Genomic DNA, 15,263 nt, shown 5'->3' with positions numbered 1-15,263 from the left:
AAGAAGCTACGACCTGCTCGACTACACCCATCAATCTTCGTAGCCTCATGCCTACACCTCGTTACAAAACAGCTAACTGGAAGCGATAGCCGAGTGGAAGCAAGAAAAACAACGTAAGCGTGGAAGACCTCGTCGATGCAGTGACTTAGCTATTACTATTACACTGATGGTGAAACATGTTTTCTCTATGCCATTGAGAGCGCAGCAAGTTTTTCTAGACTCAGTATTAAACTAGCTAACATCCCCTAGTTTGTCCCCACTACACCTGTATTAAGCCGTCGAACTAAGGAAGTCGAAGTTTCAAAACTAGAGGTGCGATACAATTGACGCCACTGGTCTCAAGGTTTATAGCGAAGGTGAATGGAAGGTTAAGAAGCATGGTACTGACGGGAAGCGTAAGTTGTATATCGCAGTAAATACCAGCACCCACGAAATAGTCGCAGCAGAGCAGAGCTTATCTAACGTAATCGATGCTGAAGTGCTTCCCAACTTGCTTTAAGCAGAAATTCAGCAAAATCAATGAGATATCAGGCGGTGGCGATTTTGACATAAGCAATTATTATGATATCATACGTGGTTAACATGTATACTCACTTGATTGAGCAACAAAGCCCCCTTTCTTAGAAGGAGGTAATTTACAAGATCAACATAACGGGAGTAATAATGAAGAAGATATTATTGTTAGAAGATGATTTATTTACCTCAAGGATAATAAAGAACAGGTTTGAGAGTGAAGGGTATATCGTAATTCAATCATTTGACTTATCGTCAAGTTACTATGCGGCTGTAGAAAATGAATTTGATCTCGCTATCTTTGATGTAACTTTACCATCAGGCTCAAGTCTCGACTCATTCGAAAAGTTAAAAAGTGTATTACATTGTCCAATTGTTGTTTACACTGCAAAAGAAAATAAAAAGATAGAGCTAACAAGTTTAGCTATAGGTGCTGATGATTTTTTGTTAAAAGAAAGGGGGCTTGATGTATTAATTTTTAGAGTTGAACGTTTACTGAAAAATAAAGATAGCAAAAAAAACAAAAAAGAAAATAATGGAAAATTTTTAGTAGACAAAAATGAAAGATTGCTAAAATATAAAGGCATAGAAGTAAAGCTTACTAAAAAAGAAGCAGCCATACTTTTCTATATTATCAGTCAAGAGGGGTATTTTGCTGATAGAGATGAATTGAGTTATGTTACCCAGGGACAGGGTTATGATGGTTGGAGCAGGTCATTAGACTTATCTATGAGTAGATTAAGAAAGAAAATTAAAGAAAAAAGCAATAATGGATTGACACTTGAGGCTATCAGAGGGAAAGGGTACAAGTTAATATTTAATTCGGAATAAAGGTATAATGAGAGTGACGGAAGTAAACTATTTATTGGAACACGTATGTTTCGGTGATGCTATCGAAGCTAATGAATTAGTGTTGACTTTTTACAATGAAATATTAAAACTTGGGAATAATACTTGTTTTAAAAGTGATTTTTTTGTATTGCAAGATGAAATGCAAAGATCTTTGCATAAACTGACCGGAAGTAGTGGTTTGATGGGCTTAAATTCTTTGTCGTGCTATATAAAAACAATTACTTATACTGATGATTATGTAATTAATTACTATCTGTATAAAAAATCAACAAAAGCGATTCTTAGTTATCTTCAGGATATTTTACTGATTTTGAGGAAATGAGTGGTAAATATGAAGACTAAAAATAAAATTATTTATATATTAGTGACTTTACCTATTTTTATTATAATGATTGTTGTTTTAAAAATCTATTCAAATCAACTCGTGAGAGATATGGAATGGGCCAATGAATATGCTATAAATATATTTAATGGTTTATTAAAATTACACTCTTCTGAAAGTTATTACAAAAGTAAGGTTTTTGAATTACATTCTAAAAATGACGTTAGCTTTGAAGATTTATTGAGTTTAAATCGCATTTCAAAAGACTTAACTTCGGCTCGATCAAAGTTTTTTTCACATCTTAAAAACGATAGAATATTGACTCAGCCTTTTATGGGAAAAGATGAATTTGAAATAATAAATAATAAATCATATTTATTTTATAGTAGGTTAAATAATGAATTATACAGAAATGCAGATGGTGATTTCAAAGTTTATTGGAGGGAATGGTCTGATTTAACAAAAGAATATGACAAAATTACAAGTTATTGGATTGATTACTTAAAGGAAGGGCAAAGTAAGAGAGTACATAAACTTGATATTATACAATCAATTCAATCGGTTAACATTTTAATTTTGGTTGTACTTTGTTTCTATGTTATTTTTCTTCTATTCACGGGTTTACTTAATCCGATTGTTTATGCTTCAACGTACATCTCTGAAAATAAAATGGAAAAGATATCAAATATAAATAGTTCTTTTTCAGATTTTAATCTATTAATACGTGAATTTATAAGGGTAGAAAGTGACGCTAAAAAATTACAACAATATATGCGAGAACAAATAAAAGAAAAAACAAACTTTTTGAATGTAATGAGTCATGAGTTAAGAACTCCATTAAATGCAATGTTAGGTTGCATAGGGTTGATCCGAAATGAGAAGGATTACGTTAAAAGAAATGAATATATAGCTTATCTTAGCCCTCTTTTGAATGAAATGACGGATCTTGTTAATAATATTTTAACTATTTCTAAATTGGAATCTAATATTGAGAATGTTCTGAGCATCGTGTCTACTAAAGACTTTGTCGACTCTTTGGTTACAAATATTGTAGGGTTAATCGGAGATAAAAATATAGATGTTTACTTTATTTATGACAAAGATTTTCCTCAAAAATTCGAAACCGATGAAGTGAAGTTGAGAAGAGCTATTTTGAATGTTATATCTAATTCAATAAAAGCAATTCATTTTAGTGGGATTATTAAAATTAGGTTTCTCTTAAGAGATGAACAACTTATTTTTAGTGTGTTTGATAATGGAATAGGTATTGAGAGTGAATTACTAGAAGATATTGTTAAGCCATTTAGACAAGTTGACTATGATATATCAAGTGGCAGTTCTGGATTAGGCTTATATGTAGTTAAAAAATTTTCAGACTCTTTGGGAGGAGTCTTTAAAATAAGAAGCAAGAAACATAAAGGAACACTATGTTTCTTGTCTATAAAAAATACGCATTTTGAAGGTAAGCTTAAAAATATTAACTTTGATTTTAAACCTAAAAACTATCAAGATAATATATATATTAAAAAGTATTCCATCAGTAATAAGTTATTTTCCATACCTAAAGACAATGGGATTTGTAATAAGGCCAAAGATCGTGTGAATATTTTCAATATACTAGATTATACTTCTAAAATTGATTCGTCCAATAGTGTTGGTTCTGATTTAAAAGGTTTAAACCTAAAGGTTTTGATTGCGGAAGATTACGCAATGAATATAAAGATAATAGAACGAATAGTAACTAAACTAGGCATATATGCTGAGTTTGCTAAAGATGGAAGTGAGGCTATTGAATTATATAAAAAAAATCGCTCTTTTGATCTAATAATTATGGATTTGCAAATGCCTAAAGTAAATGGCTTTGATGCCATAAAAAGTATAAGGAGCTTTGATAAAGACGTGATAATTATTGCATCTAGTGCCCATATGGAATCTGAAGTGCTGGACAAGTTAAAAGGCTGTGAGTTTAACGGATTCTTACAAAAACCTTACACTATTGATGATTTCTATAATTTGCTGAACGAATTGGATTTTGCGACACAAACTGCAGGAACTAAATAACCTGAGATTGGTTTAAGTCATCGCTATTAATCCTGACTTTTCAGCACTAGCAGGGCGGGAGCATGCTTTGATGAATTTAACACTCTTACCCTATAATCATCGTTCCAACCCGCTTTCCCCAGCTTTACTTCTTGGCTTGGAGCACTACAGTCACATTGTTTGAGCATGTTCATAAGAAAACGTCTAAAGAACGCGATGTTTGCAACGGCACCATCTAAAGTGATACGAGAGCTATCCTCTTTAAAAAAACATCTAAAACATGATGTTGACTGTTTTTAATCCGCCAATGCTGGCGAATATAGTGGCCTAGAAGTTTGTGGTTTGGCGACAGCAAACTAATAGTCTACCGTGCCTTTTCCGTTGGTCACTCGATGGCGTTCCACTGCTGCGATGCTTCTTACGGTCGGCCATTTCTCCGCTCAGTTATCGGGCAGTTTGGCTTTTAGCTGAAACACGTATCGCTCTTCGCTACGAGCATGTTTTTTCTCTATAATTTCAGTGACTATTTTCTCTTTGCCCGCATCAAAAACCGTCTGGAATTGCTCCACAACATCCGTTCTGAGCTTTGGCTGATTGTTCTTAACCTGAGCAACATCATGCGCTTGTTTTTCTTTGATTTTTTCTAGTGTTTCATGCTGACAATGCAATGCGTCAACTGTAACAACGCTTCCCTTTACATTTATAACATCAAGCATTTGCCGAACAATGCTTATCTCACCGTTTTTAGTTTCAGTCGGCTTTTGGCTTGAGACCACGCTCAGTGTCGTAAGCCGTTACTAGCTGTAATGCTGTATTTCTGTTGTTACGATAGGGGCTGCGTAGGACCTTCCCATCAAATGCGATAATGGGTTTGCTCTGAGTCGTTCGTTGTTCATTTATCCAATCTAGCAAAGATTCCGCAACAACGGAGCACAATATGCGAGCTATCGTGTGCCTACGTGGGATACCATGTTTGAATGGTTTATATTTTCTTAACCAATCGAGCTTTTCTTCTCCATAAAATTCAATATCTTGCCAACCTTCACATCCCGGTTCGATAGCGCTAATCACAAGGAACATCACATCAATAAGGTCGTGTTTCTGATTGATGTCCGATCGAGAATCTCTTAAGACAGATAAGTGTTCTATAAGGTTCAAAATGACTGTATTTCTGCGGGTTTAGCACCATTAGATCACATTAGTTAACAAAGTGCGATCCCCCCTCTGGTATATGCATGGGAGTATCTACATGTTTGTGAACTTTTGATTCCTTTTTGTTACACAGTGAGGGGGGGAGAGTGATTAAATATGGAAACATCAAAGGTCGGGGTAACTTAGACCGAGGTGGTAAATTAAAAATTATGTTTATGATGGAGAAAAAGATGAAAAACGTATTTAAGGTGTGTGCGCTTACAGCGATGATTGGTTTTGCAGGCGCAGCGATGGCTGATGAAGCGAAACAGACATTTGTGTGGACGGGGACGGTTACCCCTGCAAGTGTTGGAGGTAGTACTACAATCGTAAACAAAGGAACGGTTGATTTTGATTCTGGTATGTTGGCGTTTGCTGAAGCAGCAACGGCAGGTACGTATGATGTTATCAGTTCTAATGAAATTAGCTTCGGCGTTTCAGAAGCAGATCCTACGGCAAAAGATCACCAGTGGGAGCTGGAAACATTTGAATTTGCACACGGCGGCTCATTTATGCAGTCTGTTGACACAACTACGCCAGAATTTACTCTAACGGCAAATGGTGCGTCTGTAGTACCAGGTTCGAAAGAGTCTATCACTCCAGAAGTTGATAAAGTAACACTAAAGATCCAAAACGATAATCCAATCGACTTTGTTAAACCTGGTGAATCAGTGGTTGTTCAAGCAACAATCCTTGTTACACACAGCGTGTAATTTTTAATAAGCTAACTAGTACCTAGTGTTTTGCATTAGGTACTAGTCTTTGGAGATAAAATGAAGTTCTTCTACACTGTTATATTGTTGATGTTATCTGTTTCGTCTGTTAGAGCATTAGAAGTAGATCTTCCAATTAAAACTTATATTGTTAAGTCTGGTAGTAGCGGTAACATTGAAATTGAAATTGATAAAGATACTTATAACGCGAAGTATGATGAGTCCACGTCAAAATTTAAAGATCTCAAGGTTCCATTTAAGGTTAAAACCTCGAGTTCTTATTTTTCATTGTATAACTTATCACTGATTCAAAGTTCGAGTAAATGCGAAAGTGATTTTATCAATCTTAATTTTAAATTAGATGAAAGAGATATAAATGTAGGGGATGTCGTGAAAAAAATAAGCTTTGACTCCCATGATGGAAGTTATAGTTTTAAAAATCATTCCTTAAGTTTTATATTTCCGATAATTCTTCAAAAAGAAAAAAGTATACACTGCACCGGAAGTGCTTCTGTATTTGTGGAGGCTGTTATATGAATAAGTTAGGCATTTTCTTGATGTTACTGACAATAACCTCACCTCCTATCCAAGCTTATGAATATCCAGAAGAGTTTAGTGACTTTTTTGTCGAAACTAGGCAGCCTATTCAAATCATAGTTAGTGGAGAATTGCGTAGTATAGACGTAGATGCCTATATAAACTATGAGAGTTTTCGTATTGAAGAAAACTCGAATAGTTATCATTCGGTTTTGACATACTTAGATAAGATTGGCCTAAAAGAAGAAGCTTACAGAAAAATATTGCATGAACTAGTTTCAGGAGTTAGCACTGATTCAGGTTGTGAGGGGAAGTTGGATAAATGTATTTTGATACCTGAAGGAAGAGAGACTAAGTATATATTTGATTTTGATAATTCAATACTCAAGTTATTTATACCGTCAACCGCGATTGAAAGTAACGAGACTATCGAGTTTAATTCACCGTACAATAAAAATGGTGCTGTTGTTAACTGGATGAATGTTTATGGTTTTACTAATTTAGAAGGTGAAGAAAATCTTTCAATTAATAGCGAAACAACTGTAGGGTTACCTTTAGGTACATTGTCATTTGACAGCGAATACCAGCTTGGAGAGAATTCGGGGGAAGTATATAAAGCACTTTACGATGTTGAATATGAAGATATGCGGTTTCAGTTCGGTAGAGAACGTTATAACCCGGAAGTAAATACGACAGATTATTTAAATAACGGCGCTTCGTATTCTGGAGATGCGGTTCGTTTTGCTAGTAGTGCAAACTTATTAAAGGGTAGTTCTGATTCAGTACAGAGAATTTACTTCTACGCGCCTGCAAATGGTCAGTTAGAGGTTTATCGAGACGAGCATCTTATCTTAAACAAAGTGGTTTCTACCGGCAAGCAGTTTGTTAGTTACTCTGAGCTTCCAAAAGGGATGTATTCAGTGAAACTGTTGCTGAAAGTTTCAGGGCAGATTGTTCTGGAAGAGAGGCGAAATGTAGTAAATAATAATGAGTTTAGCCTGAGAAAAGGTGAAATAGACTATGCTATTTCTCTCGGTAAATTAAAAAGAAACACTGAAACGGATAATGAAGATTACGACGGTAAATACTTTTCTTCGTTAATAAACTATAGGCTTCTAGAAAACTTGTATATTAGTGGAGGCATTACAGCCGATCTTGATAGTCAATATTATCAAGTGGGAACCACATACATGCCATTTAGCAATAGTAGAATCGAAGCGAGTGGAGGCACATTCAGTGATGGTGATTACTACTTTAATGCTAATTTTTCTTTTTATCGTCTTTTCGCCGATTATCGTAAGTTTGAAGTGGAGAAAGAAAAAAACAAATTATATTCTTTAGCAAACCAACTATACGGTGAAAGCTCAAGAACGGAGTTTGGCATCGGATATAATGGCGATTTATTAGGCGGTAATGGTTATGTCAGATATGACTGGAGTAATTACGATGGAAGTGAAAGTAGTTATTTTACAACCAGTTATCACTCGAGCCGATTAGCCAGTGGGTGGAGTTACAAGTTATCGAAAGGTAGGCTTGACCTCAACGTAGGTTATGCTAAGTATGATAGTGAAGAGCCAGAGCTAACGACAAACATCTCGTATGTTTTAGATTTAAGTGAAGACATATCAACACAATACACAGTTTACACTGACAATGAGGGCTTTGAACACAATACAAATTACATCACCTTAAATAAAAAACAAGGGAACTGGAACAGTAATACATCTCTTGGAATGTCGATTGAAAGAGGTGATAAATTTCAGAGTGAGCTTTCGAGTAATATAAGCGGTCATACGAAAAATTATAATTTGAATGCTTATGGTTATATAGGTGAGGGAGGACGTAAAACATTTTCTACTGGCATAAGTGGGACACAGATATTATCTTTAGATGGAATTGATTTAACCAACGAAAAGGGTGACAGTTTCGTCAAGGTGACTAGGAAATCGGATATAAACAAAGAAGAAAGTGTCATCAAAATGTCTCTGAAGTCTGACAAAGGCTATGGGCGTTCTCGAGAGTTAATTGAAGAAACAACGATTGTTAAGTTGAGTGAGTTTAATGACATTGAACTGATATTAGACAATGCAGGAAACAATGTAGAAATCGAAGGTAAAAGATTAGAAGCTTACATACTTCCAGGATCTTTCTATAAGCTAGAGTCAAGAATAAATCAGTTGTTAAGTATGACGATAATTTTCGATGATGTATTCGGCGAACCTGTTCCATCGCTCCAATGCGTTGGTGAAGGTTGTGTTAGCGTTGAACCAGTGACCGATGATGGAGTATTCCGAGTTAATTATAAAAAGAATACACCTTTCCGGTTAGTATCTAAAAAAGGTTTATGCGTATATGATGAAGAAAGTACAGCGCGTTTTACAAAAGGTTACTGTCTTCCTGGTATAGATAACCAGAATGAACACAAATGGAGCGACTCTTCATCTTTATTAAATGACAAAAACAAAAATGATACTCTTGTTTATTTGGGAAGCTTTAATGCCGGAGAAGAATTTCGTTCTATAAAGGATAAGCTTAATAAGAAAAAAATTGTATTTAAGATATTTGAAGTGGCAGATAGTGTATTCATTTATGCTGATAGCACTTATGGTTTTAACCAGGCTCAACTTAATATTCTTAAAGAATTAGATGCATATGTCCTTCAGAAAAATGCTACCTTAGATTTACTTACATTAGAAACAAAGTTAGGAAAAAATGACAATGTATAACAAATTTAAAAAAATTATTTTGATTGGTTTGTTGAATGTCCCTTTTTGTTCTCAAGCTATTGAAATTAGCTCATTATTCAACGTCGCAGATAAGGATGGTAGCGCAACAATCAGTATTAAGAATACTCAGAATAAAAGGATTTTTTTAAATGCTGGTATGGCTAAACTTGAGGTTTTAGATGGAGAAATTCAAAAAACGCCCTATAACAGAGACAATATAGATGATTGGGAGATTGATGTAAGACCATCTAGAACAATCATAGACGTTGGTCAGAGTAAAGATTTCAAAGTAACGGTAAGGTGTAAACCTGATTGTAACGATGATATTGAGGGTTATTATCAGATAGCGTTTGTGCCAACTCCTTACTTTGACGCTAATGAACATCCAGATCAAGCTGTTCAAATGGCTGTCGGTTTCGGTTCGGTGTTTGTAAACCCAATCGAAGATGTCGAAATCAAGTACGAAGCAGAATATGACAATGATGAAGTAACCGTTGAAAATAAAGGGCGTTCTTTTTTGAAAGCTAGGATTATGAACTGCCCAGCGAATACAAAAACTGAGAATCTTGGTGAATGCACAAAAGCGTTTACGGTGCTTCCTGGAAGGAAGCTTAGTGTGAAAGTGCCCGAAAACATGCAAGGCGACTCTATTGATCTTCGTTTAGATACAAATCTAGATAAATATCAAGAAAGGGTTAAACTTAAAAATGTGAGGGAGCTCTGATGTTTAAGACGTTCCCGTTGTTTATTTTAATTTTAACTTCTCTTAGCGCAGAGGCGACGTTATTAAAAGGGAAGCTAGAAGGTGTAGCGTTTCACTGGAAAAATGCGCAACAAATATCGGGTAGTGGGGTTACTGAGTTTTTTGTTCCTAGTCAGTGGAACGTAGCGACAGGACTTGCTCCAACAACAGAGTTTGTCTTAGGGGGCGTAGCAAATCTTCCACCAACTGAAATTACTTTGAGTTTTGGTAGTGAAAGAGTGAACGTTCCAATGACCGTTGTTGGTTTCGAATATAATTTAGGCGATCTCGGTTCTAAAGTTAAAATCGGTCCCACAGAGTCTGGTCCTATATGTAATAGTTACGGAACGCATTCAAGTCACCTAGGATTATATGGTGGTGCTTATTGCACCTATTCAAATTCATACATGATTAACTCCGGAGCTGCTTATAATCCATACTCGTTTATACGCCCGATTGTTTCATTAGACATCAGTGAACTAGGAAAAGCATTTAAAGGGAAAAGCAAAGGTGTTTATGTAGGTAGTTTATCGGTAACTAGTTTCTACGATTACTATGTACCCTCAAATGGTATCCGGACTCGGCAATATAAGCCTGAAAACGTAGCCGTCCAAATAGAATACGAGCCTGGCTATGTAACTGATGTCATGGTGGTTGGTGATGAGAACATTGCACCATTTTATGATCTTTTGTCTAACACTGTGAGTGGTTACACTTCTTATTCATTGAATGCAAAAGGTTGGTTTCTCAACGGCTTGAAGCTTTCATTAAAACCTTTAAGAACTAAATATGAAATGATCGGGCCGGTTGGAGCTACTATCCCCTACTCGGTTGAGTGTTTTGGATGTGACACACAGTCACTAGTAAAGCAAGGATACGTAATTAATAAAGATGTGCACATTTCGGGCACAAATACAACTAACATTGGTTTTGATATCAAAATTAGTTATGAGGATATTGATCTGGGGGCGATCGAGGACGGTGAGTATCTTGATGTACTAGTGCTGATGGTAGAGCCTGCTTTTTAAATAAAAGAATCTAATATGAATAACCAAATCAAATTGAGCCAACTTGCTGCTTTGTTAACAATGTCGGTTTTCAGTTATCAACCGAACAACGGAATCGCTGGTGAGATAGGCGTTACAAATACTTACTTAGACTCTAACATAGGTGTAGTAGTTGACGAAGATAGAGATGAAACCTTTGCTGCGTTTAAAATTGGTGCTGGGTTTGAGATTGATAACTTTATTAGCTTTGGCTTTTCTGCGATAAAGACAGGAGATGAATCCGATAATAGAAGCGTCGCCGAAGTTTACACCACTTTGATGAGGCCACTTGGTGATAAAAGTAAAGTTTACATCAAGGGCAGCGTCAACACATTTGACAAGCCATTTAACTTAGGGGTTGGTTTTTTTTATCCGTTATCAAAGCATATTGAACTTACTGTTGGGTACGACTATTACAACGAATTGGGTTATAGCTTTGTTATAGGTGGAAAATATTTGTTTGGTTCTGTCGGTAATAAAGATAAATCAAAAGAATATGAATTTAAATCCAACGCAAAAAAAGACACTCTGAAAGAGTTTGAAGAAAGTACACCAACTATAAATGACAGTATCATAGATAATGCACAAAACATCAAAGATCGAGCCAAAGATTCAAGCTGTAAAAATAGAGGTATGGAGATAGTGCCGTACACGGTTAAATCTGGTGATTGGTTGCTTAAAATAGCAAGAGAAAATTGTAATACCTTTGAGGAAATTATCGAACTTAACGTATTTGTAACAAGTAGGGTTGACCAAATATATCCTAAAGAGACGATTAGGTTGTATAAATAGCAATATAACATGCCTCCCTAGATCATTTAGAAGAGGCATTTTTATAGAATTAATACGACTATTTTATTCTTAGAAAACTGTTCGATCTTATAGTAAAAGACATTGTGTGGGTTCGTATTTTTATTAAATTTTGAAATGTCAGCCTCTGTGTTGTGGTAGGTATAAGAACTGATTGGTATGACACCTCTCCAAGTCACTTTAAGTTCGAGGTTTTCGTTTTGTCGTGCACTCGAGAGTGACGGTGCCAATAGTAAAGCAAAAATTGCAATAATTAGTTTGTCCATAAATTTTCCTTAATTTCATCGTAGTCCGTTGCAGCCTATCCAAAGCTTTATAGAAGTTAGCGTAACAATTTGAGTATGTAAAGGGCGTTGTTGATCAAATCATCTTGAAGGTCAACGACACCATATGTAGCTAATCGTTGGCTTCGAACAGGCATGCCTAGTCCTATGACTTTGTTTATCGCTTTGACATTCGCCATGATTTCACCCACTTGAGCGTTGTAACATCTCAAGCTCAATTTACCGCTTGTTAGTCCTTTATATCGTGACATTGCGGTCTCAGATATTGAGCGATAGTGATAACCAGACTCGGATTTCCACTCCGCTATTCTTCCGTTTTTCAGAGCCTCTACTGCTTCATTTCTGGGATGCCCATCTTCCCAAAACGCTGCATTCTTTCGAGGTGGTATTAACGGAGTACAACCTTTATTTTTCAGAGTATTGTGGCAACTTTTTGTGTCGTATGCTCCGTCAGCAGATACAGCATCGATCTTTCTACGTAAAGGGTTAAGCAACGTTGGCAGCACCTCGCTATCACCAACATTGACCAGACTGAGCTCGGCACTAATGGCTTCATGGGTATCTACATTAACGGCTAAGTGCAGCTTGCGCCATGTTCTACGTTTTTCGGCACCGTGTTTCTTCACTTTCCACTCACCCTCTCCAAAGACTTTAAGGCCAGTTGAGTCAATGGCTATATGACGAATAGCCCCTTTAGATTTATTACGGTATTTGACCTGGACTGTTTTCGAGCGTTTACTGATACAGGTGTAGTCTGGGGACGTCAGCGGCGCATCCAATAACTTAAAGATAGAGTCGATAAAACCTTGAAGAGCACGCAATGGTAGTGAGAATATTCCTTTAATCATCAAGGCAGTATCAATCGCTGTATCAGAGTATTGAAAGCCTCTACCACGTTTACCATGATGGGTTTTGCATTGCTATGCATCTACGGCTGTATCATCGCTCCAGAACGTAACCGAGCCCCGTTTGCGCAAAGCCTTATTGTACTCCGCCCAGTTAGTTATCTTCCTTTTCGCCTTACCCATGTTGTCACCGCTCTAACCATCATAAAGGGTCAGATCGCAGGACTCGAAAAAGGTTCAACTGATTTAGGCAACAACGCCCCGCCAATCGCGAAAATCGAACCGCAGCAAGGCCAAACACTAAGAATAATCAAAGGGGGAGAAGGAGAACTGCCTCAAGACAAAGAGTCTGTATTTTACTTTAATTTCTTACAGATCCCATCCAATGCAGCCATCTCAAAAGTGGTTTCAGATGGCAATAAGCTTGTCGTGACAGTGAAGCACAAAGTGAAACTGTTTTATCGACCATTGTCAGTGGTTAATTACAAAAGAAATTGGGTTGATGATTTTCAAATACAGCTCATTAAATATCATGATGGAATAGCTAAGATTCGCATTAATAATAATCAGCCATTACATGTTTCTTTATCCTCAAGTATTTACTTTGAGCGTGAGGGTAAAAAATGGGCTACAGATGCGTTCGACCAACAAGGCATCAAGATTGGCATGGTAGGCCAAGCGGGACAAGTCTATGCCCGATTGAAAGAAACGAATAAAGAAGTGATTTTGCGTTGGGGAATGGGCAAAGAGTGTCACATTCGTTACACGCCACCTAAGTCTGACAAGGTCCTTCTTCTTACAGAACAAACCTGCATGATGAGGTAAACATGAACAATTCAATCAGGATGATTGGCCTATCCGTTTGGTTTGTAAGTGCATCAGTTTTTGCAACTTGTACCAAGCTGAACACAACGAATCAGAACTACTTGTCTGCGGAAGCGCAAAGCGCAGGCTATTACGTGAGTAATAACTTTGTTGGTGCCGCTGACGGATACTTTGGCCAGTATGGCTTGCCAAGTGTCATCAACATCAATAGCGGCAGCAACTTTCAGCCTTATGGCAGCGTACTCGCATCAGCAACGACGTCATTCTTAGGCGCTGCAAACCGCACGCCTTATGGAGATAAGCAAGTTTTGTTTCGCTGTGACTTAGCGGATAAGGACGACTTGTGGGAGGTAACTATTCACCCATGAGCTATTGACGACGGTTTACGCTAAAAATACTGGCGCCTGATAATCAACTTTCAACATGTGATGTTCGACGATTTCACGCAGCCATTTATAAGCAGAGACCTGCTGAAGTTTGGCTGTTTCTATCAGCGAGAACATTCGTTCGCGGAACTGGTCGCCTCGATATGAGCGAGTCACGTAACAACACTTCCTCATCAGTATGTAATTACGGAGAACTCGCTCCGCTGCGTTGTTTGTTAACGGGCACTCGGAGTCGTCCATAAACCGCCAGACCATAGCATCATCAGCGATGAGATTTCGACATCTACCTCGATATCGTTTTGAGCATTGATAACTACCCAATTTGAGCCAATGAAGCCAGCTCTTTCGTAACCGCCTGAGTCGGCGGTAATATTGGCTTTCGGTAATTTCTTCTTCGATATATCGGTGATGACACCTGAATACGCTATGAGCGATTAAAGCGAGTTTGTCTCCGATTTTTTGGTTTTCAGGACAAACGCTTTCCTCGATAGCGATGACGTTCCTTAATATGTGAGCCCAGCATAATTGGCGCTTAGATTCGTCGATATATTTGTAGGCAGAATATTGGTCAGTCACTAAAAGGTGTGAAACCGCTTCACCAAGTAGTCGTTTGGCAGCATGTTGGTTTCTTCCGCTGTTAATTTGGAAAAAGGCTACGTTATTGCTGAGTGCGGCCCACATCCAGCGTTTATCATTATTGCGCTGATGTGAAGTCTCATCAGCCATAATCAGTTTAGATGCTTTTACTGTGTCATGGATTTGAGTATGAGTATCAGCTAAGTATTCAGTGACTCGTCCTTGCGCCGCAGATATTGCACCTGTTGAGAAGTTAAGCTGGAAGACGTCTTTCAGCATAGATTGTATTTTACCTATGCTTTGGTGGTGCTGCGTCGCTTGGATTGCGATAAAGCTATGTAGATTTGGCCCCATTTGAACATCGGGCACAGACTCTGGAAGCTCCGCTTGATGCTTATCACCACACCATGAGCACTCGCCTTTAAAAATTTGATGTTCAACAAGCGTGTATGAGATATCTGGCAAGTCAAAGATTTGGTGTCGTTTATAAGGTTTTCTATTTGGAATAACACACCCACCGCAGTGGCATATCTTATTCGGTAAATATTGCTCAACCGAGGCGCTCTCTTCAATAGGATGAAGCAGTCGGCGATTGCCTTTATGACCTGGTTGAGCTCCTTGCTTTTTTCCAGATTTCTTCCGATTCGGCGAAGTATTTTTAGCTTTATTATGCAGGGGTTGTTGAGATGATGGCACAGAAGAGTTGCGACTATTTTGGTTTAGCCTATCTTCAAGCTCAGCCAACTTATTCCATAAAAAGTGGATGATATCTTTCGCCTCTTCAGGCGAATCGAAATCTGGCGGTGGAGGTAATGTTTTCTTATTCATACCTCCAGATTGCCACCACAAAAAGAT

At 37.4% G+C, this 15,263-nt stretch carries 12 protein-coding genes and 3 pseudogenes; 12 read left to right on the top strand and 3 right to left on the bottom strand.

Features of this window, described 5'->3' with window-relative positions; all coding sequences use genetic code 11:
• Nucleotides 1-47 precede the first annotated feature (47 nt).
• The 4 genes and pseudogenes from KJB05_RS26225 to KJB05_RS26210 all read left to right on the top strand — a co-directional run.
• Nucleotides 48-548, top strand: a pseudogene (locus KJB05_RS26225) (transposase); the annotation flags it as partial.
• Between the two features lie 115 nt (nt 549-663).
• The gene (locus KJB05_RS26220) at nt 664-1,344 is read left to right on the top strand and encodes a response regulator transcription factor (protein ID WP_208446339.1); all 681 of its coding nucleotides are present in this window, start codon (nt 664-666) and stop codon (nt 1,342-1,344) included.
• Between the two features lie 13 nt (nt 1,345-1,357).
• Nucleotides 1,358-1,687 (top strand): hypothetical protein, encoded by a 330-nt coding sequence (locus KJB05_RS26215; RefSeq protein WP_208446340.1) that lies wholly within the window; start codon nt 1,358-1,360, stop codon nt 1,685-1,687.
• Between the two features lie 9 nt (nt 1,688-1,696).
• Nucleotides 1,697-3,748: a response regulator gene (locus KJB05_RS26210; RefSeq protein ID WP_208446341.1), complete on the top strand. Its 2,052-nt coding sequence runs from the start codon at nt 1,697-1,699 to the stop codon at nt 3,746-3,748.
• Between the two features lie 26 nt (nt 3,749-3,774).
• On the opposite strand, the pseudogene KJB05_RS26205 reads toward KJB05_RS26210, so the two are convergent.
• Nucleotides 3,775-4,885: pseudogene (locus tag KJB05_RS26205) on the bottom strand (ISAs1 family transposase).
• A 224-nt stretch (nt 4,886-5,109) separates the two neighbouring features.
• Here KJB05_RS26205 and KJB05_RS26200 point away from each other — a divergent pair.
• From KJB05_RS26200 to KJB05_RS26175, 6 genes are read left to right on the top strand one after another with little or no spacing between them, the layout of a single operon-like run.
• Nucleotides 5,110-5,631 carry a hypothetical protein gene (locus KJB05_RS26200; RefSeq protein ID WP_208446342.1) on the top strand — a complete coding sequence of 174 codons (522 nt, stop codon included), beginning with the start codon at nt 5,110-5,112 and terminating at the stop codon, nt 5,629-5,631.
• Nucleotides 5,632-5,691: 60 nt separating this feature from the next.
• Nucleotides 5,692-6,168, top strand: a complete 477-nt coding sequence (locus KJB05_RS26195) for a hypothetical protein (RefSeq protein WP_208446343.1) — start codon at nt 5,692-5,694, stop codon at nt 6,166-6,168.
• Nucleotides 6,165-8,894 (top strand): TcfC E-set like domain-containing protein, encoded by a 2,730-nt coding sequence (locus tag KJB05_RS26190; RefSeq protein WP_208446344.1) that lies wholly within the window; start codon nt 6,165-6,167, stop codon nt 8,892-8,894. The genes KJB05_RS26195 and KJB05_RS26190 overlap by 4 nt, the downstream gene beginning before the upstream one ends.
• A complete protein-coding gene (locus tag KJB05_RS26185) occupies nt 8,887-9,618 on the top strand; it encodes a hypothetical protein (protein ID WP_208446345.1) in 732 nt (243 codons plus the stop codon). The genes KJB05_RS26190 and KJB05_RS26185 overlap by 8 nt, the downstream gene beginning before the upstream one ends.
• Nucleotides 9,618-10,664 (top strand): hypothetical protein, encoded by a 1,047-nt coding sequence (locus tag KJB05_RS26180; RefSeq protein WP_208446346.1) that lies wholly within the window; start codon nt 9,618-9,620, stop codon nt 10,662-10,664. Before KJB05_RS26185 ends, KJB05_RS26180 begins: the two co-directional genes overlap by 1 nt.
• A gap of 15 nt (nt 10,665-10,679) precedes the next feature.
• Nucleotides 10,680-11,474 carry a LysM peptidoglycan-binding domain-containing protein gene (locus tag KJB05_RS26175; protein ID WP_208446347.1) on the top strand — a complete coding sequence of 265 codons (795 nt, stop codon included), beginning with the start codon at nt 10,680-10,682 and terminating at the stop codon, nt 11,472-11,474.
• A gap of 340 nt (nt 11,475-11,814) precedes the next feature.
• Here the strand turns inward: KJB05_RS26175 and KJB05_RS26170 are convergent.
• Nucleotides 11,815-12,804, bottom strand: a pseudogene (locus tag KJB05_RS26170) (IS5 family transposase).
• Here KJB05_RS26170 and KJB05_RS28840 point away from each other — a divergent pair.
• Both KJB05_RS28840 and KJB05_RS26155 read left to right on the top strand, forming a co-directional pair.
• Entirely contained in the window at nt 12,703-13,446 is a 744-nt protein-coding gene (locus KJB05_RS28840) for a fimbria/pilus periplasmic chaperone (protein WP_244142994.1), read from the top strand. The pseudogene KJB05_RS26170 and the gene KJB05_RS28840 sit on opposite strands and share 102 nt — an antisense overlap.
• 2 nt (nt 13,447-13,448) lie before the next feature.
• Entirely contained in the window at nt 13,449-13,814 is a 366-nt protein-coding gene (locus KJB05_RS26155; RefSeq protein ID WP_244142993.1) for a hypothetical protein, read from the top strand.
• A 15-nt stretch (nt 13,815-13,829) separates the two neighbouring features.
• Here the strand turns inward: KJB05_RS26155 and KJB05_RS26150 are convergent, their stop codons facing one another.
• Nucleotides 13,830-15,236 (bottom strand): IS66 family transposase, encoded by a 1,407-nt coding sequence (locus KJB05_RS26150; protein ID WP_208446529.1) that lies wholly within the window; start codon nt 15,234-15,236, stop codon nt 13,830-13,832.
• Between the last annotated feature and the right edge of the window lie 27 nt (nt 15,237-15,263).

The organism is Vibrio sp. B1ASS3, from assembly GCF_905175355.1.
Classification (GTDB): Bacteria; Pseudomonadota; Gammaproteobacteria; order Enterobacterales; family Vibrionaceae; genus Vibrio; species Vibrio owensii.
Note: the sequence above shows the minus strand (reverse complement) of the source record. Positions and strands in the feature narration are given on the sequence as shown.